The 25,513-nt window shown below is 71.8% G+C and carries 26 protein-coding genes; 14 read left to right on the forward strand and 12 right to left on the reverse strand.

The window, feature by feature from the left end; translation table 11 throughout:
• Positions 1-48: 48 nt before the first annotated feature.
• Positions 49-1,809: an arginine--tRNA ligase gene (gene argS / locus M6G08_RS10635; RefSeq protein WP_272591306.1), complete on the reverse strand. Its 1,761-nt coding sequence runs from the start codon at positions 1,807-1,809 to the stop codon at positions 49-51.
• A 153-nt stretch (positions 1,810-1,962) separates the two neighbouring features.
• Between argS and lysS the strand changes: the two genes are divergently transcribed.
• Complete coding sequence (gene lysS, locus M6G08_RS10640; RefSeq protein WP_272586920.1) at positions 1,963-3,702, forward strand: lysine--tRNA ligase; 1,740 nt, start codon at positions 1,963-1,965, stop codon at positions 3,700-3,702.
• A 37-nt stretch (positions 3,703-3,739) separates the two neighbouring features.
• Here lysS and M6G08_RS10645 read toward each other — a convergent pair whose 3' ends face one another.
• From M6G08_RS10645 to M6G08_RS10660, 4 genes are all read right to left on the reverse strand, one after another.
• The gene (locus tag M6G08_RS10645; protein WP_272586921.1) at positions 3,740-4,123 is read right to left on the reverse strand and encodes a hypothetical protein; all 384 of its coding nucleotides are present in this window, start codon (positions 4,121-4,123) and stop codon (positions 3,740-3,742) included.
• Between the two features lie 386 nt (positions 4,124-4,509).
• On the reverse strand, positions 4,510-5,805 hold the full coding sequence (locus tag M6G08_RS10650; protein ID WP_272586922.1) for a DUF2637 domain-containing protein: 1,296 nt from the start codon (positions 5,803-5,805) through the stop codon (positions 4,510-4,512).
• A gap of 89 nt (positions 5,806-5,894) precedes the next feature.
• Positions 5,895-6,725, reverse strand: a complete 831-nt coding sequence (locus tag M6G08_RS10655; protein ID WP_272586923.1) for a DUF3558 family protein — start codon at positions 6,723-6,725, stop codon at positions 5,895-5,897.
• A 117-nt stretch (positions 6,726-6,842) separates the two neighbouring features.
• Complete coding sequence (locus M6G08_RS10660) at positions 6,843-7,688, reverse strand: DUF3558 domain-containing protein (RefSeq protein ID WP_272586924.1); 846 nt, start codon at positions 7,686-7,688, stop codon at positions 6,843-6,845.
• A gap of 218 nt (positions 7,689-7,906) precedes the next feature.
• Here M6G08_RS10660 and M6G08_RS10665 point away from each other — a divergent pair, with 218 nt between their 5' ends.
• Entirely contained in the window at positions 7,907-9,100 is a 1,194-nt protein-coding gene (locus tag M6G08_RS10665) for an RtcB family protein (RefSeq protein WP_272586925.1), read from the forward strand.
• A 13-nt stretch (positions 9,101-9,113) separates the two neighbouring features.
• On the opposite strand, the gene M6G08_RS10670 is transcribed toward M6G08_RS10665, so the two are convergent.
• The gene (locus tag M6G08_RS10670; protein WP_272586926.1) at positions 9,114-9,893 is read right to left on the reverse strand and encodes an SDR family NAD(P)-dependent oxidoreductase; all 780 of its coding nucleotides are present in this window, start codon (positions 9,891-9,893) and stop codon (positions 9,114-9,116) included.
• 50 nt (positions 9,894-9,943) lie between these two features.
• Positions 9,944-10,282, reverse strand: coding sequence for a YnfA family protein (locus tag M6G08_RS10675; protein WP_272586927.1), 339 nt, complete (start codon positions 10,280-10,282; stop codon positions 9,944-9,946).
• A 96-nt stretch (positions 10,283-10,378) separates the two neighbouring features.
• Between M6G08_RS10675 and M6G08_RS10680 the strand changes: the two genes are divergently transcribed.
• From M6G08_RS10680 to M6G08_RS10700, 5 genes are all read left to right on the forward strand, one after another.
• Entirely contained in the window at positions 10,379-11,479 is a 1,101-nt protein-coding gene (locus M6G08_RS10680) for an LLM class flavin-dependent oxidoreductase (RefSeq protein ID WP_272586928.1), read from the forward strand.
• Positions 11,476-12,090, forward strand: coding sequence for a CE1759 family FMN reductase (locus M6G08_RS10685; RefSeq protein WP_272586929.1), 615 nt, complete (start codon positions 11,476-11,478; stop codon positions 12,088-12,090). The genes M6G08_RS10680 and M6G08_RS10685 overlap by 4 nt, the downstream gene beginning before the upstream one ends.
• A 61-nt stretch (positions 12,091-12,151) precedes the next feature.
• Positions 12,152-12,880 (forward strand): response regulator transcription factor, encoded by a 729-nt coding sequence (locus M6G08_RS10690; protein WP_272586930.1) that lies wholly within the window; start codon positions 12,152-12,154, stop codon positions 12,878-12,880.
• Positions 12,881-14,308, forward strand: a complete 1,428-nt coding sequence (locus M6G08_RS10695; protein WP_272586931.1) for a sensor histidine kinase — start codon at positions 12,881-12,883, stop codon at positions 14,306-14,308. It abuts the gene before it with no gap.
• A 150-nt stretch (positions 14,309-14,458) separates the two neighbouring features.
• On the forward strand, positions 14,459-14,746 hold the full coding sequence (locus M6G08_RS10700) for a heavy-metal-associated domain-containing protein (protein WP_272586932.1): 288 nt from the start codon (positions 14,459-14,461) through the stop codon (positions 14,744-14,746).
• Between the two features lie 84 nt (positions 14,747-14,830).
• Here M6G08_RS10700 and M6G08_RS10705 read toward each other — a convergent pair whose 3' ends face one another.
• The 3 genes from M6G08_RS10705 to M6G08_RS10715 all read right to left on the reverse strand — a co-directional run bounded on the left by M6G08_RS10705 (position 14,831) and on the right by M6G08_RS10715 (position 16,657).
• Positions 14,831-15,286 carry a DUF4396 domain-containing protein gene (locus M6G08_RS10705; protein WP_272586933.1) on the reverse strand — a complete coding sequence of 152 codons (456 nt, stop codon included), beginning with the start codon at positions 15,284-15,286 and terminating at the stop codon, positions 14,831-14,833.
• A 133-nt stretch (positions 15,287-15,419) separates the two neighbouring features.
• Complete coding sequence (locus M6G08_RS10710; RefSeq protein ID WP_272586934.1) at positions 15,420-16,079, reverse strand: DUF305 domain-containing protein; 660 nt, start codon at positions 16,077-16,079, stop codon at positions 15,420-15,422.
• Between the two features lie 86 nt (positions 16,080-16,165).
• A complete protein-coding gene (locus M6G08_RS10715; RefSeq protein ID WP_272586935.1) occupies positions 16,166-16,657 on the reverse strand; it encodes a DUF6153 family protein in 492 nt (163 codons plus the stop codon).
• A 231-nt stretch (positions 16,658-16,888) separates the two neighbouring features.
• Here M6G08_RS10715 and M6G08_RS10720 point away from each other — a divergent pair, with 231 nt between their 5' ends.
• Positions 16,889-18,166, forward strand: coding sequence for an APC family permease (locus M6G08_RS10720; protein ID WP_272586936.1), 1,278 nt, complete (start codon positions 16,889-16,891; stop codon positions 18,164-18,166).
• Positions 18,167-18,172: 6 nt separating this feature from the next.
• Here M6G08_RS10720 and M6G08_RS10725 read toward each other — a convergent pair whose 3' ends face one another.
• Positions 18,173-18,502, reverse strand: a complete 330-nt coding sequence (locus M6G08_RS10725; protein ID WP_272586937.1) for an Rv3488 family transcriptional regulator — start codon at positions 18,500-18,502, stop codon at positions 18,173-18,175.
• Positions 18,503-18,824: 322 nt separating this feature from the next.
• On the opposite strand from M6G08_RS10725, the gene crcB (M6G08_RS10730) reads away from it, so the two are divergent.
• The 6 genes from crcB (M6G08_RS10730) (at position 18,825) to M6G08_RS10755 (ending at position 24,533) form a co-directional block, all read left to right on the forward strand.
• Positions 18,825-19,331 (forward strand): fluoride efflux transporter CrcB, encoded by a 507-nt coding sequence (gene crcB / locus M6G08_RS10730; protein WP_383140826.1) that lies wholly within the window; start codon positions 18,825-18,827, stop codon positions 19,329-19,331.
• Complete coding sequence (crcB, locus tag M6G08_RS10735) at positions 19,328-19,702, forward strand: fluoride efflux transporter CrcB (protein WP_272586938.1); 375 nt, start codon at positions 19,328-19,330, stop codon at positions 19,700-19,702. Before crcB (M6G08_RS10730) ends, crcB (M6G08_RS10735) begins: the two co-directional genes overlap by 4 nt.
• 245 nt (positions 19,703-19,947) lie before the next feature.
• On the forward strand, positions 19,948-20,037 hold the full coding sequence (kdpF, locus tag M6G08_RS10740) for a K(+)-transporting ATPase subunit F (protein WP_073725512.1): 90 nt from the start codon (positions 19,948-19,950) through the stop codon (positions 20,035-20,037).
• 7 nt (positions 20,038-20,044) lie between these two features.
• Positions 20,045-21,724 carry a potassium-transporting ATPase subunit KdpA gene (gene kdpA / locus M6G08_RS10745; protein ID WP_272586939.1) on the forward strand — a complete coding sequence of 560 codons (1,680 nt, stop codon included), beginning with the start codon at positions 20,045-20,047 and terminating at the stop codon, positions 21,722-21,724.
• Positions 21,721-23,859 (forward strand): potassium-transporting ATPase subunit KdpB, encoded by a 2,139-nt coding sequence (gene kdpB, locus M6G08_RS10750; RefSeq protein ID WP_272586940.1) that lies wholly within the window; start codon positions 21,721-21,723, stop codon positions 23,857-23,859. The genes kdpA and kdpB overlap by 4 nt, the downstream gene beginning before the upstream one ends.
• Before the next feature lie 5 nt (positions 23,860-23,864).
• Positions 23,865-24,533 carry a potassium-transporting ATPase subunit C gene (locus tag M6G08_RS10755; RefSeq protein WP_272586941.1) on the forward strand — a complete coding sequence of 223 codons (669 nt, stop codon included), beginning with the start codon at positions 23,865-23,867 and terminating at the stop codon, positions 24,531-24,533.
• 39 nt (positions 24,534-24,572) lie between these two features.
• On the opposite strand, the gene M6G08_RS10760 is transcribed toward M6G08_RS10755, so the two are convergent.
• Entirely contained in the window at positions 24,573-25,466 is an 894-nt protein-coding gene (locus tag M6G08_RS10760) for a phosphorothioated DNA-binding restriction endonuclease (RefSeq protein WP_272586942.1), read from the reverse strand.
• Positions 25,467-25,513 lie beyond the last annotated feature (47 nt).

Here is a 25,513-nt window from a genome sequence, read left to right on the forward strand (position 1 = left end):
CCGTCCTCCCACGGGGGAGAGGACGGGCCGCGTGTGCGTCTTCGGGCCTCAGAGCCGCTCGGGCGTCCTGATCCCCAGCAGGGCCATGCCCCGGTGCAGGGTGCGGGCCGTGAGGTCGCACAGGAAGAGCCGGTTCTCCACCTGCTGGGGCGTCTCGGCCTTCAGCACCGGGCACTTGTCGTAGAACGACGTGTACAGCGACGCCAGCTGGTACAGGTACGCGGTCAGCTTGTGCGGGGCGTACTCCGCGGCCGCCTCGAAGACCGTGTTCCCGAACGCGTCCAGGTGCAGGCCCAGCGCCCGCTCCGCCTCGTGCAGCTCCAGCTCCGGGTGGGCGGCGGGGCGGACCTCTCCGGCCTTGCGGAGGATCGACTGGATACGGGCGTAGGCGTACTGGAGGTACACGCTGGTGTCGCCGTTGAGCGAGACCATCTGGTCCAGGTCGAACTTGTAGTCGCGGTTCGGCGACGTCGACAGGTCCGCGTACTTCACGGCCCCGATGCCGACCTGCGCGGCCCGCTCCTGGATCTCGGCCTCGGTGAGGTCCCGCGCCTTCTCCCGCACGACCTCGGCGGCCCGCTGCACCGCCTCGTCCAGCAGGTCCTCCAGCCGCACGGTCTCGCCGGCACGCGTCTTGAACGGCTTGCCGTCCGCGCCGAGCACCGTGCCGTAGCCCATGTTGTGCGCGGTGACGTCGTCGTTCAGCCAGCCCGCCCGGCGGGCCGTCTCGAAGACCATCTTGAAGTGCAGCGACTGGCGCACGTCGACGACGTACAGCAACGTGGTCGCGTGCAGGTCGGTGACCCGGTTGCGGATCGCGGTCAGGTCGGAGGCCGCGTAGCCGAAGCCGCCGTCGGCCTTCTGCACGATCAGCGGCACCGGCTGGTCGTCCTTGCCGCGGATGTCGTCGAAGAACACCACGAGCGCGCCCTCGGAGCGCACCGCGACGCCCGTCTCCTCCAGGATGCGAGCGGTCTCGGGCATGCCCTCGTTGTACGCGGACTCGCCGACGATCTCCTCGTCGCGGATCTCCATGTCGAGCTTCTCGAAGACGGAGTAGAAGTACACCTTCGACTCGTCCACGAACTGCTGCCACAGCTCGAGGGTCTCCTTGTCGCCGGACTGGAGGGCGACGACCCGCTTACGGGCCCGCTCCTTGAACTCCTCGTCCGAGTCGAAGACCGCGCGCGACGCCTTGTACACCCGGTTCAGGTTCGACATGGCCTGCTCGCCGTCGACCTCCTCGGCCGGGGCCAGCTCGCCGGGGTGCTCGAACAGGTACTGGATGAGCATGCCGAACTGGGTGCCCCAGTCGCCGATGTGGTGCCGGCCGATCGTCCGCTCGCCGGTGAAGTCGAGCATGGAGCGCAGGGCGTCGCCGATGACCGCCGACCGCAGGTGGCCGACGTGCATCTCCTTCGCCACGTTCGGCTGGGCGTAGTCGACGACCGTGACGCCCGCGTCCTCCTTCGGCGGCACGCCCAGGCGCTCGCCGTCCGCGTACCGCGCGGCCAGGTTCCCGGTGATCGCCCGGTCGGCGACGGTGATGTTGAGGAAGCCGGGGCCCGAGACCTCGACGTCCTTGATCAGCTCGTCGCCGGTGGTGATGTGGGCGACGACCTCGGTCGCCAGCTCCCGCGGGTTGGCCTTCGCCTTCTTGGCCAGGGCGAGGATGCCGTTGGCCTGGTAGTCCGCCCGGTCGCTGCGTCGCAGCAGCGGGTCGACGCCGGCGGCCTCGGGCCGGGTGGCCGTGAGGGCGGACGCGAGGTGCTGCTGGACGGAGTCGCTGAGGGACGTGACCGAGGCCATGGAGTGGCTGCCGTTCTGCTCGGGTTCCTGGAGTACTACGGAAACCGAGTATCCCACGCGGTGAAAAGCGGTTTTCGCGGATGTGGGCCGGGCTGGGAGAATGGAGCGGTCAGCCGTGCGACCGTACCGGCTGCCCGAGTCAGAAAGAAGGACGTGCCGATCGTGGCTCAGAGCACAGAGACCACCGACTGGGTCTCCCGTTTCGCGGACGAGGTCATCGCCGAGTCGGAGCGCCGTGCCCCGGGCAAACCGGTCGTCGTCGCCTCCGGGCTCTCCCCCTCCGGCCCCATCCACCTGGGCAACCTGCGCGAGGTGATGACCCCGCACCTGGTCGCCGACGAGGTGCGCCGCCGGGGCCACGAGGTCCGGCACCTGATCTCGTGGGACGACTACGACCGCTACCGCAAGGTCCCGGCCGGCATCGCGGGCGTCGACGAGACGTGGGCCGAGCACATCGGCAAGCCGCTGACCTCCGTCCCCGCCCCCGAGGGCTCCCCGTACCCGAACTGGGCCGAGCACTTCAAGGCCGCCATGGTCGACTCGCTCGCCGAGATGGGCGTCGAGTTCGACGGGATCAGCCAGACCGAGCAGTACACCACCGGCGTCTACCGTGAGCAGATCCTGCACGCCATGAAGCACCGGCAGGACATCGACGCGATCCTCGCCCAGTACCGCACCAAGAAGGCACCGGCGAAGAAGTCGCAGAAGCCGGTCGACGACGCCGAGCTGGAGGCCGCCGAGGGCTCCGGCGCCGCCGCCGAGGACGACGGCAGCTCCGGCTCCGCCGGGTACTTCCCGTACAAGCCGTACTGCGGCAACTGCGAGAAGGACCTGACGACGGTCACCGCCTACGACGACGGCTCGACCGAGCTGACGTACGCCTGCACCGCGTGCGGCTTCTCGGAGACGGTCCGGCTGAGCGAGTTCAACCGCGGCAAGCTGGTCTGGAAGGTCGACTGGCCGATGCGCTGGGCCTACGAGGGCGTGGTCTTCGAGCCCAGCGGCGTCGACCACTCCTCGCCCGGCTCCTCCTTCCAGGTCGGCGGGCAGATCGTCGGGATCTTCGGCGGCGAGCAGCCCATCGGCCCGATGTACGCCTTCGTCGGCATCAGCGGCATGGCGAAGATGTCCTCCTCCAAGGGCGGGGTGCCCACCCCGGCCGACGCGCTGCAGATCATGGAGCCGCAGCTGTTGCGCTGGCTGTACGCCCGCCGCCGCCCCAACCAGTCCTTCAAGATCGCCTTCGACCAGGAGATCCAGCGGCTCTACGACGAGTGGGACCGCCTCGACGCCAAGGTCGCCGACGGATCGGCCCTGCCCGCCGACGCCGCCGCCCACTCCCGCGCCGTCCGCACGGCCGCCGGTGAGCTGCCGCGCACGCCCAGGCCGCTGCCGTACCGCACCCTCGCCTCGGTCGCCGACATCACCGCCGGCCACGAGGACCAGGCACTGCGCATCCTCAGCGAACTCGACCCGGCCGACCCGCTGGGCGCGCTGGCCGAGGCCCGTCCCCGGTACGACAAGGCCGAGGCGTGGATCAACACCCACGTCCCCGCCGACCAGCGCACCATCGTCCGCGACGAGCCCGACGCCGAGCTGCTCAAGTCGCTGGACGAGCAGGGCCGGGCCTCGCTGCGGCTGCTGCTCGACGGACTCGCCGACCACTGGTCCCTGGACGGGCTCACCCACCTCGTCTACGGCGTGCCCAAGGTCCAGGCCGGCTTCTCCGCCGACGCCACGCCCAAGGAGCTGCCGCCGGAGATCAAGACCGCCCAGCGGTCGTTCTTCGCGCTGCTCTACCACCTGCTCGTCGGCCGCGACACCGGCCCGCGCCTGCCCACGCTGCTGCTGGCGGTGGGGCAGGAGCGGGTGCGGTCCCTGCTCGGGGAGTAGGGGGTTCCGGTGCCCGTCGCGGGGCGGGCACCGGAACTCAGCGGGTCAGCGCGAAGCCGGCCAGTGAGACGGCGACCACGGTGACGACGAGGAAGGCGAGGTGCCCGCGCGGGACCTTGATGTGGTCCGTTGGCTCGCCCCTGCGCCACCGCTCCAGCACCTCCTTGAACAGCTTCCGCTGGGGCAGCATGCCCAGCGTCAGGCCGATGTGGGCGCAGGAGTACATCACCAGCGCCTCGGACAGACCGAAGCCGTTCAGCTCACAGACGACGATCAGGAGCCCGCCGCAGGTGACCATGATCAGCGGATAGGCGATGCGGAACTTCCGCAGCGGTATCCAGCTCCCCAGCAGGCAGCTGGACAGGGCGGTGGACGCCGCGGCCAGCAGCCACAGCCATCCGACGGGTACGGAAGTGAGCATGAGATTCCTTCTGTCCGGGGTCGGGGCGGACCGTCGGCTTCGGTCCGCCGCCACTCCGGTCGGATCAGTGGTCGGCGCTCACAGTGTGACCCCCTGGCCGTTGTGTGATCACCCGAAAAGGGAACTCGGCGTACCGGTGACGGGGGAGATGACGTCGCCGCCGTGCTGGGTGGCCCGCTTGGCGACGGGCGAGGCCACGCCCTCCAGCGTGGGCCCCGATCCACTCGGACTGGCCGAAGGTGAGCAGTCGGGCACCGCGTCGTCCCCACCGTCCAGCGCGGCGGACACCTCACGCCGCAGGCCCGCACCGGACCGGGACAGGTAGGAGGCGACCGCGACGCGCGCGTCCTCCGTCGTCGGTGCGCCGCATGCGCCGCATGCGCCGCCTACGCGATGTGGTCCTCCTCCAGCTCCGCGCTGTGGCGGTCGGTGAAGTGGGTGACCATGCGCTTCGTCTCGTGGTCGGGAAGCTGCGTGCCGAACGTCGCCTCCACGTTGTCGCCGAACTCCCGCGGCGTCGGATAGCTGCCGTTGATCGACTGCTTGAAGACCTGGTAGTAGGCGTCCTCGTCCGGACCCTGCGACGAGGGATCGGACGCGGCCGGAGTACCGCCGCCCTCACCCAGCTCGCGGGTACGGCCCGGAACCACCGGTATCGGGAAGCTGCCGGTCTCCTCCGGCGAGGGCTCCTGAAGCGGAGGCTCCTCCTCGTACTGGTCCCGGTACTGGTCGGCCCGCCGCTGCTCCTCGTACCACTCGGCGTAGTGCTCCGCGGGGTCGTAGGCGGGGTCGTAGCCGCCCTGGTACTCGACCTGGCGGGTGTTGAACCAGGGGCTCTGCTCGTCGGGCTCGCCCTCCGCCTCCGGCACCTCCCGGGCGGGCGGCGTCTTCGCCGCCGGGGCCTTGACCAGCTCCGGACGCTGCTCCGCCGAGGGCGCGACGGCCTGCGGCTCCCCGCCCTGCTCCCTGGGCGCCGGCGGCAGCAGCGCCGGCTCGATTCCCGCCGCCGCCAGGCCCGCCGGGGCCGTCTGCGCCAGCGGCACGCCGTACCGGGCCAGGCGCAGCGGCATCAGCGACTCCACCGGCGCCTTGCGGCGCCAGTTCCGGCCGAACCGCGAACGCAGCCGCGCCTGGTACACCAGCCGCTCCTGCTCCAGCTTGATCACCTGCTCGTAGGAGCGCAGCTCCCACAGCTTCATGCGCCGCCACAACAGGAAGGTCGGACCCGGCGAGAGGAGCCAGCGGGTGAGGCGGACGCCCTCCATGTGCTTGTCGGCGGTGATGTCCGCGATCCGCCCGATCGCGTGCCGGGCGGCCTCGACGGACACCACGAACAGCACCGGGATCACGCCGTGCATGCCCACGCCCAGCGGGTCGGGCCAGGCCGCCGCGCCGTTGAACGCGATCGTCGCCGCCGTCAGCAGCCACGCCGTCTGCCGCAGCAGCGGGAAGGGGATGCGGATCCAGGTCAGCAGCAGGTCCAGCGCCAGCAGCACGCAGATGCCCGCGTCGATGCCGATCGGGAAGACGTAACTGAAGTCGCCGAAGCCCTTCTTCAGGGCCAGCTCCCGCACCGCCGCGTACGAACCCGCGAAACCGATCGCCGCGATGACGACGGCACCGAAGACGACGATGCCGATGAGAACGCGATGCGTCCGGGTCAGCTGTAGTGGCGCGGCCACCCGTACTCCCCTCCCAGTGCCAGTTGTTGCGCGCAACAGAGTGGCACATGTGTGCGGGGGTCGGGTGGCCGGTGGGGTGATACGGCCCGTCAGTCCGTCTTCGGCGACGACGACGTCGACGACTTGGACGACTTGGACGGCGACGGCGAGCTGCTCGACGTGCTGCCGTTGGCCTTCGTCACCGAGGCCACCGCCTCCTTGGCCGCCTTCTGCGCGTCCTTCGCCAGGTCGGCGGCGTCCGGCGTCTTGTCACCGGCCAGGCCCGCACCGTTGTAGTCGACCGTGACGACGACGTTCTCGACGCGCGCCACGACCGTCTGCTGCTTGAAGGTGCCCTCCTTCTTCTTCAGCTCGTAGCTGACGACGGAGGCCTCGTCGCCCGTGCCGTTCACCGGTGCCGTCTTGACGCTCTTGGCGTTCTCGGTGCCCTGGGCGTCCTGCACCTGCTTCGTGTAGTAGTCACGCGCCAGCTTGTCGCCCGGGCCGCGCGACTGATCCGACTCGAAGCGCAGCATCGACACGCTCAGCCAGCGGAACTGGGAGCCCTTCACACCGTTGTCGTCGAGGCTGTCCCAGGAGCAACCGCCGCGCGTCGCCGTGTCGTTCGAAGCGCCCTCCTTGCCCTTGTCCGCCTCGGGCACCAGGTCTTCCAGCGTCTTCTCGGCCAGCACGGAACACGGCTCCGGAAGCTTCCCGTACGCCGCCGCCCGCACCGTCGGGGACGGCTTCGCGGACTTGGAGGCGGCCGTCTTCTCCGCCGCCTTGTCCTTCCCGTCGTCGGAGCCGGAGTCCGAGGAACAGCCGGCTGCCACCAGCATCACGGGGACGGCGGCCGCGCAGACAAGGGCGCGGGTGAGTCGCTTCGCACGCGGATCCTGCTGGTCACGCTGGGCTCGTCGCTGCATGGTTCCTTCACTCATGGCACTCGTGGTTCCTGCGTTCGGAACGGGTCCGAGGGGTCACCGTACGCGGTGGGGAAACCGTGTGGCTCCTCTTCAGGTGCTCCACACACGGCCGCCGGGGCGCCCGGAGCGGACTCAACCACCCAGCGAATCGGCCAGCTGGGAAGCCAGTTTCCGCGCCTTGTCCTGCATTTCCTCACTGTCCGGCACGGCTCCGAGGGTCGCCGACTGCTCCGCGTACTCGACGGTCACCATGACGTTCGACGTGCGGAACGCCACAGTCACCGTGCGCCGCTTCGCCGTGGAACCCGAGCTGCTCAGCTCGTCGTCCACGAAGGCCTCGTCCCCCAGGTCGTCCAGGAGCCGGGGCTGGAGTCCGGTGGGCGTGGCGTCGGCGGAGGCGCTCGACGAGGGCGCGGAGGACGCGCCGCTCGGGCCGGAGCTCGGTCCCCCGGACGACGGGGCGCCGGATGAGGGGGCCCCGGACGGGGACGCGGAGTCCGGGGCGGACTCGGAGTCCGAGACCACCGGTTCGGGGAGGTCGGCCCCCTCCACCTGCTCCGCGAAGAGCTGTTCGGCCTCGCTGTCGTCGCTCACGGTGTTGTCGTACGACACGACCCGCTCGAAGTTCACGAAGAGGTGGTTGGTGGCGTCCGCCGACTCCACCTTCCAGCGGCAGCCGACCTTGCGGTCCGTGTCGTAGGCGAGCGTCGGCTCACCCGCGTACGCCTTCTCGCGCTGCCGCTCGTCCGCGATCTCCTCGATCCCGGGCAGCAGCGAGTCGAGCGCCTTCTCGCCGACCGCGCCGCACGGCTCCGGGAGGGTGCGGTACTTGCCGGGCTCGGCCGCCTCGGTCGTCACGCCGGGCCGGCCCGGGTTGGAGTCGTCCGACGTGGCGCCGTCACCCGAGGCGCCGGTGCAGCCGGCCAGCAACACCGCCAGACAGGCGGCGGCGCCGGGTACGTAGGCCTTCCGCTGCACGGTGCGGCTCCTCTCGCCGGGTGGCTGTGGTCGGTACGCCAGGCACTGGTACTTCAGTGTCCCCGCTGGTTATTCGCTTGCCGCGCGGGGGCGTCCCCTGAAGACAATGTGTATCGCACGCGCCGCCGTGAACGCCGGTCAGCCGCCCCTTTGGCTGCCCTTGGCGCCGGTTTTGCGCTTTGAGGCTTCTGTTGGTTTTCCGGGGGAATGAGGGCGATATGTCGTACGTGGAGATGCCGGGCGCGAAGGTGCCGATCCGGATGTGGACCGACCCGGCGACGGTCGAGGAGGGTGCGCTCCAGCAGCTACGCAACGTCGCGACCCTGCCGTGGATCAAGGGCCTCGCGGTCATGCCGGACGTGCACTACGGCAAGGGCGCGACGGTCGGGTCCGTGATCGCCATGCGGGGCGCGGTGTGCCCGGCGGCGGTGGGCGTGGACATCGGCTGCGGGATGTCGGCGGTGAAGACGTCCCTGACGGCGAACGACCTGCCCGGTGACCTGTCGCGGCTGCGCTCGAAGATCGAGCAGGCGATTCCGGTGGGGCGGGGGATGCATGACAGTCCCGTCGATCCGGGGCGCTTCCACGGGCTGGCGACGGGTGGATGGGACGACTTCTGGGGGCGGTTCGACGGGGTGGCGGAAGCGGTCAAGTTCCGTCACGAGCGGGCCGGGAAGCAGATGGGGACGCTGGGCGGGGGCAACCACTACCTCGAACTGCTGCTCGATGATGAGGGGGCTGTGTGGATCACGCTGCACTCCGGGTCCCGGAACATCGGCAAGGAACTGGCCGAGTACCACATCGGCGTGGCGCAGAAGCTCCCGCACAATCAGGGCCTGGTCGACCGCGACCTCGCGGTGTTCGTCGCGGACACCCCGCAGATGGCGGCGTACCGCAACGACCTGTTCTGGGCGCAGGAGTACGCGAAGTACAACCGCACCCTCATGATGGCGCTCCTGAAGGACGTGGTCCGCAAGGAGTTCAAGAAGGCCAAGCCGGTTTTCGAGCCGGAGATCTCCTGTCACCACAACTACGTGGCGGAGGAGCGGTACGAAGGGATGGACCTCCTGGTAACCCGCAAGGGCGCCATTCGGGCGGGCTCGGGCGAGTACGGGATCATCCCTGGCTCCATGGGGACCAGCTCGTACATTGTGAAGGGGCTCGGTAACGAGAAGGCCTTCAACTCCGCCTCGCACGGGGCGGGGCGGCGCATGAGCCGGAATGCTGCGAAGCGGCGGTTCACGGTGCGGGATCTGGAAGCGCAGACCAGCGGTGTGGAGTGCCGCAAGGACTCGGGTGTGCTGGACGAGATCCCCGGGGCGTACAAGAACATCGATCAGGTGATGGGGCAGCAGCGTGACCTGGTCCAGGTCGTGGCCAAGTTGAAGCAGTTCGTGTGCGTGAAGGGTTGAGGAGCACCGCCTCCTACGCCTCCCGGTGCACCTTCGTGTTCGACGCCTGGGCGCGAGGGCGGACCACCAGGAGGTCGATGTTGACGTGGGCGGGGCGGGTGACCGCCCAGGTGATGGTGTCGGCGACGTCGTCGGCGGTGAGGGGGTCCGGGACGCCGGCGTAGACCTTGGCCGCCTTGTCCTCGTCGCCGCTGAAGCGGGTGAGGGCGAACTCGTCGGTCTTGACCATGCCGGGCGCGATCTCTACGACGCGGACCGGGCGGCCGACGATTTCCAGGCGGAGGGTCTCGGCGAGGACGTGTTCGGCGTGCTTGGCGGCGACGTAGCCCGCGCCGCCCTCGTAGGTGGCGAAGCCGGCGGTGGAGGAGACGACGACGATCGCGCCGTCGCCGCTCGCCTCCAGCTTGGGCAGGAGGGCCTGGGTGAGGTTGAGGGTGCCGAGGACGTTCGTCTCGTACATGCGGCGCCAGTCGTCCGGGTCGCCGGTGGCGACGGGGTCGGCGCCGAGCGCGCCGCCCGCGTTGTTGACGAGGACGCCGACCGTCTTGAAGGCGGTGGCGAACTCGTCGACGGCCGCGCGGTCGGTGACGTCCAGCGGGTACGCCGTGGCCTTGTGGCCGGCCGCCTGGATCTCCTCGGCCAGCGCCTCGATGCGGTCCTTGCGGCGGGCGGTGAGGACGACGCGGTAGCCGGCGGTGGCGAGCTGCCGGGCCGTGGCGGCGCCGATGCCGCTGCTCGCACCGGTGACGACGGCGATGCGGGAGGCGGCGGACGGGGTGGCTGCGGTGGCCATGGGCTGCTCCTGGGCGTCAGAGACTGTACGAACGGTCGCCGCCAGCGTAGTCAGCCGCCGTTGCGCGGCGCCCACATGATCACGGCCATCCCGGCGAGGCAGACCAGGGCCCCGGTGATGTCCCAGCGGTCCGGGCGGTAGCCGTCCGCGATCACGCCCCACAGGATGGAGCCGGCGACGAAGATCCCGCCGTACGCGGCGAGGATGCGGCCGAAGTGGGCGTCGGGCTGGAAGGTGGCGACGAAGCCGTACGCGCCGAGGGCGAGGACGCCGCCGACGGCCCACAGCCAGCCGCGCTGTTCCCGCACCCCCTGCCAGACCAGCCAGGCACCGCCGATCTCGAAGAGGGCGGCGACGACGAAGAGGGCGGCGGAGCGGAGGACCAGCATGGGGGCAGCCTCGCACGCCGCCTGCGGAATATCGGCCGGTGGGCGACCGTTGCACGGGTATAGTTGAACCGTCAACAAATCGGAGGTTGAGCGACCATGCAGTTCGGCATCTTCACCGTCGGCGACGTCACCCCGGACCCGACCACGGGCCGGACGCCGACCGAGCGTGAGCGCATCAAGGCCATGGTCGCCATCGCGCTGAAGGCCGAGGAGGTCGGCCTGGACGTCTTCGCGACCGGTGAGCACCACAACCCGCCCTTCGTGCCGTCGTCCCCGACCACGATGCTCGGCTACGTCGCGGCCCGCACCGAGCGGCTGATCCTGTCCACCTCCACCACCCTGATCACCACGAACGACCCGGTGAAGATCGCCGAGGACTTCGCGATGCTCCAGCACCTGGCCGACGGCCGGGTGGACCTCATGATGGGCCGCGGCAACACCGGCCCGGTGTACCCGTGGTTCGGCAAGGACATCCGGGAGGGCATCAACCTCGCCGTCGAGAACTACGCCCTGCTGCACCGCCTGTGGCGCGAGGACGTGGTGAACTGGGAGGGGAAGTTCCGCACCCCGCTCCAGGGCTTCACCTCCACGCCGCGCCCGCTGGACGGCGTCGCGCCCTTCGTCTGGCACGGCTCGATCCGCTCGCCCGAGATCGCCGAGCAGGCCGCGTACTACGGCGACGGCTTCTTCCACAACAACATCTTCTGGCCGGCCGATCACACCAAGCGCATGATCGAGCTGTACCGCAACCGCTACGCCCATTACGGGCACGGCACCCCCGAGCAGGCGGTCGTCGGTCTCGGCGGACAGGTGTTCATGCGGAGGAACAGTCAGGACGCGGTCCGCGAGTTCCGGCCGTACTTCGACGTCGCGCCGGTCTACGGGCACGGGCCGTCGCTGGAGGACTTCACCGCGCAGACGCCGCTGACGGTGGGCTCCCCGCAGCAGGTGATCGAGAAGACGCTCGCCTTCCGCGACTACGCCGGTGACTACCAGCGCCAGCTGTTCCTGATGGACCACGCCGGGCTGCCCCTGAAGACCGTCCTGGAGCAGCTCGACCTGCTCGGCGAGGAGGTCGTGCCGGTGCTGCGGAAGGAGTTCGCCAAGGACCGTCCGGCCGACGTGCCGGACGCGCCGACCCACGCGTCTCTGCTGGCCGCCGCCCGCAGGGAGCGCGAGGAAGGAGTACGGGCATGAAGCTCGTCGTCGTCTCGGCGGGACTGAGCGTCCCGTCCTCCACCCGGCTGCTCGCCGACCGCCTGGCCGCCGCCACCGCCGAGCGGACGTCGGCCGAGGCCCAGGTGGTCGAGCTGCGCGACCTCGCGGTGGAGATCGCGCACACCTTCACCAACGGTTTCCCGGGCCCGGACCTCGCCGCCGCCTTCGACGCGGTCGCGGCGGCCGACGGGCTGATCGTCGTCACTCCGGTGTTCTCGGCGTCGTACAGCGGGCTGTTCAAGTCGTTCTTCGACGCGCTGAGCGTCACCGACGAGAACGCCGTCGCCGGGAAGCCGGTCCTGATCGGCGCGACCGGCGGCACGGCCCGGCACTCGCTGGTCCTGGACCACGCCCTGCGCCCGCTCTTCGCCTACCTCAAGGCCGTCGTCGTCCCGACCGGCGTGTACGCCGCCTCGGAGGACTGGGGCGCCGAGGGGCTGGACGGGCGGATCGAGCGGGCGGCCGGCGAGCTGGCCGCGCTGACGGCCGGGCTGCCGGCGGCCGCGCGGCCGGCCGGGAAGCCGGCGGACGACGCTTTCGAGGTCGTGCCCTTCGAGGAACGGCTGGCGGCGCTGCGGCCCCCAGGGTGAGAGATCGGTAAGAAGCCCGGCCGTCCGGTCACGGGCCCGGTCGCCTTGGCAGACTGGACGGGTGCCCCGGACTGTTCTGCTCGCCGAAGACGACCGCGCGATCCGGCACGCCCTGGAGCGTGCCCTCACCCTGGAGGGCTACCGGGTCACCGCGGTCGCCGACGGCACCGAGGCGCTGGCGCAGGCGCAGAGCGGCCGGCCGGACGTGCTGGTGCTGGACGTGATGATGCCGGGCGTCGACGGCCTCCAGGTCTGCCGGGAGCTGCGCGCCGAGGGCGACCCGACGCCGATCCTGATGCTGACGGCGCTGGTGGAGACCGCCGACCGGATCGCGGGCCTGGACGCGGGCGCCGACGACTACGTGGTGAAGCCCTTCGACGTTGAGGAGGTCTTCGCCCGGCTGCGTGCCCTGCTGCGGCGCACGGACCGGGAGGACCCCGACTCCGACTCCCCGGCCGCGGCCGGGCCACAGGAGCCGGACGCCGCCGCCCGGTACGTGGAGGCGGCCGGGCTGCGCATGGACCCGCGGGCCCGCCGCGCCTGGCGGGACGGGCGGGAGCTGGAGCTGACCCGCACCGAGTTCGAGCTGCTGGAGCTGCTGGTGCGCAACGCGGGCGTCGTCCTGGACCACTCCACGATCTACGACCGTATCTGGGGCTACGACTTCGGGCCCGGCTCCAAGAACCTCGCCGTCTACGTCGGCTACCTGCGCCGCAAGCTGGACCAGCCGGGCGCGCCGCAGCCGATCCAGACCGTGCGCGGGGTGGGTTACGTGCTGCGGGAGGACTGAGTGGGCCCGTCCCCGCTCGGGCGCCGGCCCCGGCTGCTGTCGCTGCGGACGACGTTCGCGGTGTCCTTCGCGACGGTCACCGCCGTGGTCACCGTCCTCGTCGGGGTGCTCTCGTACAACGCGGCGGCCCGGCTGGTGCGGGTGGACCAGGAGACCGTCTTCGCGCAGGTCGTGCAGGACCTGCGGGCCGAGGTGCGCCAGCGGCGGATGTCGCCCGGCGACTTCGCCTCCTCCGCGCCGGGCCACGAGATCGTGCGCCCGGCCCGCACCGACGTGCAGGTCCTCGGGCCGGACGGTGAGATCTCCGACCCGGCCGGTCCCCGGTTGCCGGTGACCGACGCCGACCGGCGCACCGCGCACGCCGCCGTGGCCGGGCGGACGGTCGAGCACGAGGACGTCGGGGTCGGCGACGACGTCTTCCGGGTCGCGACGGTGTCCCTGGGCGGCGGCCGGGGCGCGGTGCAGGTGGCGCAGGAGTTCAGCGACACCGAGGAGCTGCTGCGGGCGCTGCAGCGCCGGACGCTGCTGCTGATGGCGGCGGTGGTGACGGCCGCCGGGCTGTTCGGCTGGTGGCTGGCGCGGCGCATCACCCGGCGGCTGGTGCTCCTGACCTCCGCCGCCGAGGACGTCGCCCGCACCCGCCGGCTGGGTGTCCAGGTGCCGGTGACCGGCCCGGACGAGGTGGGGCGCCTGGGCCGCGCCATCGACCTGATGCTGGTCCGCCTCGCCCAGTCGGAGGAGGACCAGCGGCGGCTGGTCCAGGACGCGGGGCACGAGCTGCGGACGCCGCTGACCTCGCTGCGGACCAACATCTCGCTGCTGCGCCGGATCGACGAGCTCCCGCCGCAGGCGCGCCGGGAACTGGTCGCCGACCTCGGCCAGGAGGCCCGTGAGCTGACCGACCTGGTCAACGAGCTGGTCGAGCTGGCGGCCGGGCAGTCCGCCGGGGAGCCCCCGCAGCGGGTCGACCTGGCGCGGGTCGCGCGGGACGTGGCGAGTCTGGCGCGGCGCCGTACGGGGCGGGACATCGGGGTGAGCGTCCGTGGGGAGACGGTGACGGAGGGGCGGCCCGCCATGCTGACGCGGGCGCTGTCCAACCTGGTGGAGAACGCCGCGAAGTTCGACCCGGGCGGCACCGGGCCCATCGAGGTCGCGGTCGCCGGGCCGGCTCTGGAGGGCCCGATCAGGGTGGAGGTCCGCGACCGCGGTCCGGGCATCGCCGAGGCCGACCTGACCCGGGTCTTCGACCGTTTCTACCGCGCCGCCGACGCCCGCTCCCGGGCCGGTTCCGGCCTCGGCCTGTCGATCGTGCGGGAGGTGGCGCTGGCGCACGGTGGAGCGACGTTCGCCTTCCGGCGGGACGGGGGCGGGTCGGTGATCGGCTTCACGGTGGGCGGGGGGCCCGTGGCGGGCGGGGACGGGGACTGAGGACGGCGAGTGCGTTGTCGTCGCCCGTGCGGCTTTCGCGCATACCCCCACGGGGTATAGATTGACCGAGCGAGCTCGCGTACCCCCACGGGGTACCCAGGGTCTCGGGCTGGCCCGGGTGTCCCCACCGATCACTCCCAGGAGGAAGAAATGTCCTGCTGCACCCCTGACGGCAGCTGCTCCACCACCGCCGCCACCGACACCACCGCGGCGGTCGCCGAGGGTGTCACCACGGTCTACGCCGTCTCCGGCATGACCTGCGGACACTGCGAGGCCACGCTCGACCGGGAGATCGGCGTCCTGGACGGCGTACGGGCGGTCGAGGTCGACCGCGAGGCCGGCCGGGTCTTGGTCACCACCGAGGGGGAGCCCGACGACGCGCTCCTGGCGAAGGTCGTCGACGAGGCGGGCTACGAGCTCACCGGCCGCGCCGCCTGAGGATCCCCGTACGACGCCGGGCGGCCCCCGATGCTCCGGGGGCCGCCCGGCGGCACGTTCGGACAGGCGGTCGCGAAGGTGCCGTCAGTGGTAGGCGTGGACCACGGCGTGGCCCTTGCCGCGGCCGATCATCCACTTGTTGACCGGTGTGGTGACCAGGAACGCCACGGCGAAACCGCCGAGCAGCGCGTACCAGAACAGTCCGTCCGACAGGTGCGCGTCCATCGCCCCCGGCGTCAGCGCGATGATGGCGTTGTCGACCAGTTCCATCACCGCGATGGACACGGTGTCGGCGGCCAGCGCCACCTTCACCGCGGCCTTCAGGGACACCCCCGCGCGCACCACCGCGAAGAGGGTGAACGAGTAGCCGAAGACGAAGGCGAGGCCGATCGCCAGCGCCATCGTCGGCACGTTGCCCCACAGCAGGGCGGTGCCGATGACCATGCCGAGGATCTCGCCGATGGCGCACCCGGTGAGGCAGTGCAGGGTCGCCCGCACCGCCATCGCCCAGGTCGCGCCGTGCGCGTGCTGATGCTCCATGACGTGTCAACCCCAATCGACGTCCCGACCGTGGGGGTCCGGGTGGGCCCCACGGTCGGGAACCATATACCCCCATGGGGTATTCCGGTACCTGTTTTGAGTACCCCGGTGGCGACGGACGCCCGCCGGTGGATCAGCCCTTGCCGAGGAGCCGGTTCATGCGCTCGATCTCGGCACTCTGGGATGTGATGATCTCGTCGGCCATCTTCCTGGCCGGGGCGAACGAGCCGTCGGCCTGCTCGGTCTTCGCCATCGTGAGCGCGCCCTCGTGGTGCTTGACCATCAGCTCCAGGAAGGCGGTGTCGAACGCCTCGCCCGAGGCGTCCGCGAGCCCGCTCATCTCCTGGTCCGTCATCATGCCGTCCATGGCGCCCGCGCCGTGCCCGGAGTGGTCCATCGCGGCGCCCTCCGCGGGCACCTCCTCGCCCCACGCGGTGAGCCAGCCGGAGAGCGTCCTGATCTCCGGGTCCTGGGCCTTCTTGATCTCCGTGGCCAGCTTCTCGACCTCGGGCGACGCCGCCCGTCCGGGCGCGAGGCCGGCCATCTCGACGGCCTGGCGGTGGTGGGGGATCATCCCCTTCGCGAACGCCACGTCGGCGGCGTTGTGCTTGCCCTGCGAGGACGGTGCGGAGGCGGACGCGGACGCGGAGGCCGTCGCGTTGTGGCCGCCGTGTCCGGCGGAGCCGCCGGTGTCGCCGTCGTCGGCCCCGCCGCAGGCGGCCAGGGCGAGTGCCGCCGCTCCGGCGGCGATCACGGCGGCGGTACGGCGTACGAGGGAACGCTTGTGCTTCATGCTGGGTGCAACTCCTTCACGCGCGCCTGCTCGCGGCGCGCGTTCGAGTGGATGTGCCTGGTGGATGCGAGGGCGTGCGGGCCGCTCTATATCCGCAGGAGTTGCAGTTCGGAGAGGTCGGGCGGGCCCCGTCCGTCCTGGGGCGCTCCCGGGGCCGTCACGGCTGGGGAGGCGGCGGCGGGCGCGTCGGCCGTGCCGCCGGTCAGGGGCGGCGGCGTGTAGGCGGAGGCGGTCCCGGCGGCCGCACACGTGCCGTCGGCGTGATCGACGTGTCCCGATCCGCCGGCCGAGTGTCCGCAGGCCCGGTCCGCGAGGGCCGCGGCGCCGTCCGCGTGAGCCGCCACGGCGTCCGTGTGGGCCGTCACGGCGTCCGTGTGGGCCGTCGCCATGGCTTCCGTGTGGGCCGCCGCCATGGCTTCCGCGTGGTGGGCACCGGACGACGTGCCGGTGCCGGCGTGCGCCGTCGGCACCCCGGGAGCCAGGCCGTGCATGCCGAGCAGCCCGGCCAGTACCGCAGTCACCAGCAGCGTGAACAGCCGCCCGGCCGGGCGGATGATCGACGGGGTGCTCCTGGTCACGCACGTCATGCTACGGGTTGGGGCGGGAGCGGACGCGGCGGCCTCGCGCGGGGGAGCGGGGAGCGGCGTTCCCCGTCCGGCGCCGGAAGTTCACTGCCGAGTCACCGGGCTCATATATCGTCTGCCGATATCGAAAACCGTAAGCCGTGTGCCGTGTGCCGTGTGCCGTGTGCCGCGTGCCGCGAGCCACGTGGCCGGGCCGCGCGGCGTGAGACGGAACGGAGTGGGCTGATGGGCGAGTCTTCGACCGCCGCGGCGGGGACGCCGGACGAGCTGCGGCGGCGGCTGGGCGTGCCCGACGCCGTGACGATCGGGCTGGGCTCGATGATCGGCGCGGGGATCTTCGCGGCGCTCGCCCCGGCCGCCCGCGCCGCCGGCTCCGGGCTCCTGCTGGGGCTCGCGGTGGCCGCCGTGGTGGCGTACTGCAACGCCACCTCGTCCGCCCGGCTCGCCGCCCGATACCCCGCCTCCGGCGGCACCTACGTCTACGGCCGGGAGCGGCTCGGCGACTTCTGGGGCCACCTCGCCGGCTGGGCCTTCGTCGTCGGCAAGACCGCCTCCTGCGCGGCCATGGCCCTGACCGTGGGCGCGTACGTCTGGCCCGGTCAGGCGCACGCCGTCGCCGTCGCCGCGGTGGTGGCGCTGACCGCCGTGAACTACGCCGGGGTGCAGAAGTCGGCGTGGCTGACCCGGGTGATCGTCGCCGTGGTCCTGGCGGTGCTGGCCGCGGTGGTGATCGCCTCCTTCGGCTCCGGCGCGGCGGACGCCGCCCGCTGGGACGTCGGGGGCGACGCCGACGTGCGCGGGGTGCTCCAGGCCGCGGGCCTGCTGTTCTTCGCGTTCGCCGGATACGCGCGCATCGCCACCCTGGGCGAGGAGGTCCGCGACCCGGCCCGCACCATCCCCCGCGCCGTTCCGCTCGCCCTGGGCATCGCGCTCGCCGTGTACGTCCTCGTGGCGCTCGCCGTCCTGTCGGTGCTCGGCCCCGAGGGGCTGGCCGAGGCCACCGCGCCGCTGTCGGACGCGGTACGGGCCGCGGGCGCCGACTGGCTGTCGCCGGTGGTCCGGGCCGGGGCGGCGGTGGCCGCGCTCGGCTCGCTGCTGGCGCTGATCCTCGGCGTCTCCCGCACCACCCTGGCCATGGCCCGCGACCGGCACCTGCCGCACGGCCTGGCCGCCGTCCACCCGCGGTTCAAGGTGCCGCACCGCGCCGAACTGCTCGTGGGCGCCGTGGTGGCCGTGCTCGCCGCGACGGCTGACCTGCGCGGCGCGATCGGCTTCTCCTCGTTCGCGGTCCTGGTGTACTACGCCGTGGCCAACGCCTCCGCCTGGACGCTGCCCCCCGAGGAGGGGCGCCCGCCGCGCCTGGTCCCGGCGGCCGGGTTCGCGGGCTGCCTGCTGCTGGCGTTCACCCTGCCGGTCTCCTCCGTGATCTCGGGGGCGGCCGTGCTCGCCGTCGGCGTCATCGCGTACGGCGTCCGCCGGGCACTCGCCGCCCGCGGCGCGTAGCCGCAGTCACCTCCCTGGTGAATGATCAGGGCGGTGCCGCTCGTCGCCGAGCACCTCGCGGGCCAGTTCCTCCAGGGCCCTGCGGTCCTCGGCGAGGGCCGCCCGCCCCGCTTCGGTCGCCCGGTAGACGCGGCGCGTGCGGCCGTCCACCACGCGCTGCTCGGAGGTGAGCAGCCCGTCCGCCTCCAGGCGGTGCAGCGTCGGATAGAGGGTGCCGGGGCTGATCCGGTACCCGTGCCGGGCCAGCTCCGCGGTCATCCAGGCACCGTGGATCTCCTCCTGGGCCGCGTGGTGCAGGATGTGCAGCCGCACCGCGCCCCGCTGGAACTCCCGCACCCGGTCCACCTCCGACAGTGACGCAACCGATATCGGCCGTCGAGTCTACGAGGCCCGGACGGTCCGGCACGGGAGTCCGGCGGCACTCGGGTGGACCCGGGCTGGACTCCGGGTGGACTCGGGCTGGACTCCGGCGGAACTCGGGCGGGACCCGTGCAGGCCCGCTGGGCTACCCTGGGCGGCAGCGGCCTGCCCCGTCCGGGTGGTCGCGCGGCGGTGGGGCTCGCCGTACCCGAACCGCGGCACCTTCGCCGCCAACAGTCCCTACTGGTGACCAGGACCGTCCGCATGCCCGGACGGCCGCACGAGTAGGAGACCCGCGTTGCGGAACACCCCGCGCAAGCCACCGCCGGTGGACGCCCCCGAGGGCCGCGAGCCCATCGACTGCGACGTCGACCTGTCGGTCCCCGCCCAGCGGCGCGAGCTCGCCGAGGGACAGGCGCCCGTCCTCCTGGCGGTCGCGGCCGGCGGTGCCCTGGGCGCCGCGGCCCGCTACGGCGCCTCGCTGCTGTGGCGCACGGAGCCCGGCGCCTTCCCCTGGACCACCCTGCTGGTCAACGCGGCCGGCTGCGCGGTGATCGGAGTCTTCATGGTGCTCGTCACCGACGTGTGGTCCGCGCACCGCCTGCTGCGCCCGTTCTTCGGCACCGGCGTCCTGGGCGGCTTCACCACCTTCTCCACCTACGCCGTCGACATCCAGCGCCTGCTCCGGGGCGGCGACCCCGGCACCGCCCTCGCCTACCTCGCCACCACCGTGTCGGCCGCCCTCGCCGGCGTCTGGTGCGCCGCGAGCCTCACCCGACGCGCGATCTCCGGGAGGCGCAAGTGAACTGGCTGCTCGTCGTGACCGGTGCCATGGTCGGTGCGCCCCTGCGGTACCTGACCGACCGCGCGGTCCAGGCCCGGCACGGCACCCCCTTCCCCTTCGGCACTTTCACCGTCAACGTCGTCGGCTGCCTGGTCCTCGGCACGCTCACCGGAGCGGCCGCCCACGGCGCGGCCTCCGACTCGGTGCGCCTGCTGGCCGGCACCGGGTTCTGCGGAGCGCTGACCACCTACTCCACGTTCTCCTACGAGACGCTGCGGCTGGCCGAGACCGGCGCGCGGCTCCCGGCCGCCGCCAACGTCGTCGCCGGTGTCGCCGCCGGCCTGGGCGCGGCCTTCCTCGGCGCCGCGATCGCGGACGGGGTCTGGGGCTGACCGGAGCACGGGAGCCCGCACATCGCGCGTTCACCGGCGCCGTAAGAGATGCATCAAAGGCGCTCGGGCCGCCGTAAGGAAGCCATCAACGGCGGCCGAATCGGGTCGGACCGGGGTTCTCATCTCGTTGTCAGACTCCCGTTCGAACCTCACTAGGAGCTCGCGATGGCCGACGTGGCCTTCGTCGTCACCACGATCGCGGTGTTCGCGCTCGTGGCTCTCGTCGCCAAGGGGGTGACGAAGCTGTGACCGCAGAGAACGTCGTCGGCCTGATCGTGGCCGTCTCCCTGCTGGGTTACCTCGTCCTCGCCCTGATTCACCCGGAGAGGTTCTGAGCGCCCCATGAGCCCCGTCCTCGCCGGCGTGCTCCAGATGCTCGCCCTGATGGCCGCGCTGGCGCTCGCCCACGCCCCCCTCGGCACCTACATGGCCCGGGTCTACTCCTCCCCCCGGCACCTGCGGGTCGAGAAGTGGATCTACAAGGGCATCGGCGCCGACCCCGACACCCGGATGGGCTGGACCGCGTACCTGCGCGGCGTCCTCGCCTTCTCCTTCGCGGGCGTCCTCTTCCTCTACCTGCTCCAGCGGCTCCAGGGCGTGCTGCCCGGCTCGCTGGGCTTCGCCTCCATCGACCCGGACCAGGCGTTCAACACCGCCGCGTCCTTCGTGGCCAACACCAACTGGCAGTCGTATGCCGGCGAACAGGCCATGGGCCACGTCGTGCAGACCGCCGGGCTCGCCGTGCAGAACTTCGTCTCCGCGGCCGTCGGCATCGCCGTCGCCGTCGCCCTCGTACGCGGCTTCGCCCGGTCCCGCACCGGCGAGCTGGGCAACTTCTGGGCCGACCTGGTGCGCGGTGTCGTCCGGGTCCTGGTGCCGCTCGCGGCGGTCGGCGCGGTGGTGCTGGTGGCCTGCGGCGTCATCCAGAACTTCTCCGGCATCCACGAGGTCGGCCAATTCCTGAATGAGCACAGCACCGGCGGTTCGCAGCAGTGGAACGGCGGCGCGGTCGCCTCGCAGGAGGTCATCAAGGAGCTGGGCACCAACGGCGGCGGCTACTTCAACGCCAACAGCGCCCACCCCTTCGAGAACCCCACCCCGTTCACCAACCTGTTCGAGATCTTCCTGATCCTGCTGATCCCCGTCGCCATCACCCGGACCTTCGGCGTCATGGTCGGCTCGGTGCGTCAGGGCTACGCGATCCTCGCGACCATGGCCGCCATCTGGGCCGGCTTCGTGGCGCTGATGATGTGGACCGAGTTCTCCCACCACGGCCCCGCCCTCCAGGCGGCCGGCGGTGCGATGGAGGGCAAGGAGCTGCGCTTCGGCATCGGCGGCTCGTCGCTCTTCGCGGTGTCCACCACCCTCACCTCCACCGGCGCGGTGGACTCCTTCCACTCCTCCTTCACCGGCCTCGGCGGCGGCATCGCCATGCTCGGCATGATGCTGGGCGAGATCGCGCCCGGCGGCGTGGGGTCCGGGCTCTACGGCATGCTGATCATGGCGGTCGTCGCGGTCTTCATCGCCGGGCTCATGGTCGGGCGCACCCCGGAGTACCTGGGCAAGAAGATCGGCGGCCGCGAGATCAAGTTCGCCGCCTGCTACATCCTCGTCACCCCGACGCTGGTGCTGGCCTTCACCGCCGCGGCGATGGCCCTGCCCACCCCGGGCGACTCGATGACCAACACCGGCGCGCACGGCTTCTCCGAGATCCTCTACGCCTACACCTCCGCCTCGAACAACAACGGCTCGGCCTTCGCCGGCCTCGACGCCGACACCCAGTGGTTCAACACCACCCTGGGCCTGGCCATGCTGCTCGGCCGGTTCCTGCCGATGGTGTTCGTCCTGGCGCTCGCCGGCTCCCTGGCCGGTCAGCAGCCCGTCCCCGCCACCGCGGGCACCCTGCGCACCGAGAAACCGCTGTTCACCGGCCTGCTCGTGGGCGCGATCCTCATCATCACCGGTCTGACCTACTTCCCGGCACTCGCCCTGGGCCCGCTCGCCGAAGGGCTGGCGGCATGACCACCGACACGACCGACACCCAGGAGCACGAGGACTCCATGTCCACAGCCACGTCCACGGCCACCGACCCCCGGACGCCGCACGACGACATACCGACCGGGCACAAGCCGGGGGGCCGCGTCGGCGCGGGCCTCTTCGAACCAAGACTGCTGGTCAGGTCGCTGCCCGACGCGCTGCGCAAGCTCGACCCGCGGCTGATGGTGAAGTCGCCCGTCATGTTCGTCGTCCTCGTCGGCTCCGTGCTGACCACGGCGTTCTCCTTCACCGACCCCGGCGACCGGTTCGGCTGGACCATCAGCGCCTGGCTCTGGCTGACCGTGATCTTCGCCAACCTGGCCGAGGCCGTCGCCGAGGGCCGCGGCAAGGCGCAGGCCGACACGCTGCGCAGGGCCAAGACCGACACCGTCGCCCGCCGGGCCGACGGGAGCACGGTGGCCGGCACCGAGCTGCGCGTCGGCGACCTGGTGGTCTGCGAGGCCGGCGACGTCATCCCCGGCGACGGCGACGTCGTCGAGGGCGTCGCCTCGGTCGACGAGTCGGCGATCACCGGCGAGTCCGCGCCCGTCATCCGCGAGTCCGGCGGCGACCGCAGCGCCGTCACCGGCGGCACCAAGGTCCTCTCCGACCGCATCGTCGTCCGGATCACCACCAAGCCGGGCGAGACCTTCATCGACCGGATGATCAACCTGGTCGAGGGTGCGGCCCGGCAGAAGACGCCGAACGAGGTCGCGCTGAACATCCTGCTCGCCTCGCTGACCGTCGTCTTCCTGCTGGCCTGCGCCACCCTCCCGCCCCTAGCCGGCTACGCGGGCACCGAACTGACGATGGTCGTGCTGGTGGCGCTGCTGGTGTGCCTGATCCCCACCACGATCGGCGCGCTGCTCTCCGCGATCGGCATCGCGGGCATGGACCGCCTGGTGCAGCGCAACGTGCTGGCGATGTCGGGCCGCGCGGTCGAGGCCGCCGGCGACGTCTCCACGCTGCTGCTGGACAAGACCGGCACCATCACGCTCGGCAACCGGCAGGCCGCCGAGTTCGTGCCGGTGCGCGGCACCACCGCGGCCGAGGTCGCGGACGCCGCCCAGCTCTCCTCGCTGGCCGACGAGACGCCCGAGGGCCGCTCGGTGGTCGTCCTCGCCAAGGAGAGGCACGGCCGCGAGTGCCGCCACAGCGACATCTCGGGCGCCGAATGGATCCCCTTCACCGCCCAGACCCGCATGTCCGGCGTCGACGTCGGCGGCCGGCGCGTCCGCAAGGGCGCCGCGGGCTCCGTCACCGCCTGGGTCCGGGAGCGCGGCGGCACGGTGGCCGAGGACGCGGACACGGCCGCCGAGCGCATCTCCGCCGCGGGCGGCACGCCGCTGCTGGTCGCCGTCGAGGACGAGCGAGGCGCCCGCGTCCTCGGGGTGATCCACCTCAAGGACGTCGTCAAGCAGGGCATGCGCGAGCGGTTCGCGGAACTGCGCCGCATGGGCATCAGGACCGTCATGATCACCGGCGACAACCCCCTGACCGCGAAGGCGATAGCCGACGAGGCGGGCGTCGACGACTTCCTCGCGGAGGCCACCCCCGAGGACAAGATGGCCCTCATCAAACGGGAGCAGGCCGGCGGCAGGCTGGTCGCGATGACCGGCGACGGCACCAACGACGCGCCCGCCCTCGCGCAGGCGGACGTCGGCGTGGCGATGAACACCGGCACGTCGGCCGCCAAGGAGGCCGGCAACATGGTCGACCTCGACTCCGACCCGACCAAGCTCATCGAGATCGTCGAGATCGGCAAGCAACTCCTCATCACCCGGGGCGCCTTGACGACGTTCTCCATCGCCAACGACGTGGCCAAGTACTTCGCGATCATCCCGGCGCTGTTCGCGGCCGTCCATCCGGGACTGGACAAGCTCAACATCATGCGCCTGTCCTCGCCGGACTCGGCGATCCTCTCCGCGGTGATCTTCAACGCGCTGATCATCGTCGCGCTGGTCCCGCTCGCCCTGAAGGGGGTGCGCTACCGGCCGGTCAGCGCCGACCGGCTGCTGCGCCGCAACCTCACCGTCTACGGCCTCGGCGGGCTGATCGCCCCGTTCATCGGCATCAAGCTCATCGACCTGATCGTCTCGCTCTTCCCCGGAATCGGTTGACCGTCATGAACACGTCCGTAAGCAACACCGCCCGGCTGCTCGTGGCGGGCCTGCGCGCCCTCCTCGTCCTGACCGTCGTCACCGGAATCGCCTACCCGCTGCTGGTCACCGGCATCGCCCAGGGCCTCTTCCCCGACCGGGCGAACGGCTCGGAGATCGAGGCCGACGGCAAGGTCGTCGGCTCCTCCCTGATCGGCCAGCAGTACAACCTCCCCCTCAAGGGCGGCCAGGACACCCCGGAACCCGACCTGAAGTGGTTCCAGGGCCGCCCTGCCAACGGCCTCGGCACCAACAGCGTCAACACCCAGTACGACCTCATCGTGTCCGGGGCCACCAACCGCTCCGCCGACAACGCGGAGCTGCTCCAGTGGGTGGAGGACGCCAAGGCCGCCGTCATCAAGGACAACTCCGTGGCCGGCCACACCGTCAGCCCCTCCGACGTACCGGCCGACGCGGTGACCTCCTCCGGCTCCGGCCTGGACCCGCACATCTCCCCCGAGTACGCGGACCTCCAGGTGCACCGGGTCGCCGACCGCAACGGACTGCCCGCCGAACGCGTCCGGAAGCTGGTCGACGAGCACACCGAGCCCCGCACCCTCGGCTTCATCGGCGAGCCCCGGGTGAACGTGCTGGAACTGAACATCGCGCTGAAGGAACTCGTGGCCGAGAGGTGAGAGCAGGCAGAAGGGGGTTCTCGGGGACGGCCGCCGAGGTCAGGCAGTGGTGGCGGGGCGCGGTTCGCCGCGGAAGACCTGCCGGGCATGCCAGTCGCGGTGAGCGGCGGCGACGGGACGCGAGCCGGGCTGCGGTCCGATGAGCGGGCGGCCCGCGAGGGCTATGACGTGCTCGCGGGCGGCGGGGCTGTGGCCGACGAAGCGTTGCGAGACCAGGACGCGCCGGTCGTCTCCCACGCCGAGGACGCCCTTGTCGAAGAGCTTGTGGTGCAGCGAGCACAGACACAGCCCGTTCTCGGTCTCGTCGGGTCCGCCGAACGCCCACCACCGCACGTGGGCGGCCTCCAGACCGACCGGCACCGCGCCGATCCTCCCGTCGTATCCGCAGAAGGCGCACCGGTACTCGTAGGCGGTCAGGACCAGCTCCCGCATCCGCGGGTCCCGCTGTCCGCGTACCGCCGAGAGCCGCTCGACCGCTCCCGGCTCCAGCTCCAGGCCGACGGCTTCGCACAGTTCTCCGTGCAGGGAGGGCGGGAAGTGCAGGTCGAGCAGCAGCCGCGTGATACTGCCGAGCAGGTCCGGCTCACGTCGCAGCGCCGCTCTCAGATCCGGCGCGAGCCGCCCGGTGGCGCCCGTCTCCCGGAGGTCCCGCACCCCGCTGCCGGGGCTGCCCGGTCCGCGGTCGGTGCGGACCTCCCACACCCCGTCGCTGACCAGGTGGTGGAAGGGGTAGGCGGGTGTGGTCCTGTTCGGCGGCCCGTACTCGACCAGCAGGTCCTGCAAGTCCCGTTCCACCGCGGTGTACCGCAGGGCGCCGTCGGCATCGTCCTGGAACCGGCCGAGGGCGTACAGGAGCAGCAGTGGCTTGTGCGGAGCGCGGGTGCCGCTCCTGGTCCACTGCCGCAACTTCGCGATCCGCTCCAGCCAGTCCATGACGGCTGATCGTAGACGGACCGGATCGTCATCCCTCAGGTCCAGGG

The sequence above is a fragment of the Streptomyces sp. M92 genome (assembly GCF_028473745.1).
GTDB lineage: Bacteria > Actinomycetota > Actinomycetes > Streptomycetales > Streptomycetaceae > Streptomyces.

What these genes read in the sequence shown, in the direction of transcription:
- argS (WP_272591306.1), bottom strand. Translation starts at nt 1,809, where the DNA reads ATGGCCTCGGTCACGTCCCTCAGCGACTCCGTCCAGCAGCACCTCGCG.
- M6G08_RS10645 (WP_272586921.1), bottom strand. Translation starts at nt 4,123, where the DNA reads ATGCTCACTTCCGTACCCGTCGGATGGCTGTGGCTGCTGGCCGCGGCG.
- M6G08_RS10655 (WP_272586923.1), bottom strand. Translation starts at nt 6,725, where the DNA reads ATGAGTGAAGGAACCATGCAGCGACGAGCCCAGCGTGACCAGCAGGAT.
- M6G08_RS10665 (WP_272586925.1), top strand. Translation starts at nt 7,907, where the DNA reads ATGTCGTACGTGGAGATGCCGGGCGCGAAGGTGCCGATCCGGATGTGG.
- M6G08_RS10670 (WP_272586926.1), bottom strand. Translation starts at nt 9,893, where the DNA reads ATGGCCACCGCAGCCACCCCGTCCGCCGCCTCCCGCATCGCCGTCGTC.
- M6G08_RS10675 (WP_272586927.1), bottom strand. Translation starts at nt 10,282, where the DNA reads ATGCTGGTCCTCCGCTCCGCCGCCCTCTTCGTCGTCGCCGCCCTCTTC.
- M6G08_RS10680 (WP_272586928.1), top strand. Translation starts at nt 10,379, where the DNA reads ATGCAGTTCGGCATCTTCACCGTCGGCGACGTCACCCCGGACCCGACC.
- M6G08_RS10685 (WP_272586929.1), top strand. Translation starts at nt 11,476, where the DNA reads ATGAAGCTCGTCGTCGTCTCGGCGGGACTGAGCGTCCCGTCCTCCACC.
- M6G08_RS10700 (WP_272586932.1), top strand. Translation starts at nt 14,459, where the DNA reads ATGTCCTGCTGCACCCCTGACGGCAGCTGCTCCACCACCGCCGCCACC.
- M6G08_RS10705 (WP_272586933.1), bottom strand. Translation starts at nt 15,286, where the DNA reads ATGGAGCATCAGCACGCGCACGGCGCGACCTGGGCGATGGCGGTGCGG.
- M6G08_RS10710 (WP_272586934.1), bottom strand. Translation starts at nt 16,079, where the DNA reads ATGAAGCACAAGCGTTCCCTCGTACGCCGTACCGCCGCCGTGATCGCC.
- M6G08_RS10720 (WP_272586936.1), top strand. Translation starts at nt 16,889, where the DNA reads ATGGGCGAGTCTTCGACCGCCGCGGCGGGGACGCCGGACGAGCTGCGG.
- kdpA (WP_272586939.1), top strand. Translation starts at nt 20,045, where the DNA reads ATGAGCCCCGTCCTCGCCGGCGTGCTCCAGATGCTCGCCCTGATGGCC.
- kdpB (WP_272586940.1), top strand. Translation starts at nt 21,721, where the DNA reads ATGACCACCGACACGACCGACACCCAGGAGCACGAGGACTCCATGTCC.
- M6G08_RS10755 (WP_272586941.1), top strand. Translation starts at nt 23,865, where the DNA reads ATGAACACGTCCGTAAGCAACACCGCCCGGCTGCTCGTGGCGGGCCTG.
- M6G08_RS10760 (WP_272586942.1), bottom strand. Translation starts at nt 25,466, where the DNA reads ATGGACTGGCTGGAGCGGATCGCGAAGTTGCGGCAGTGGACCAGGAGC.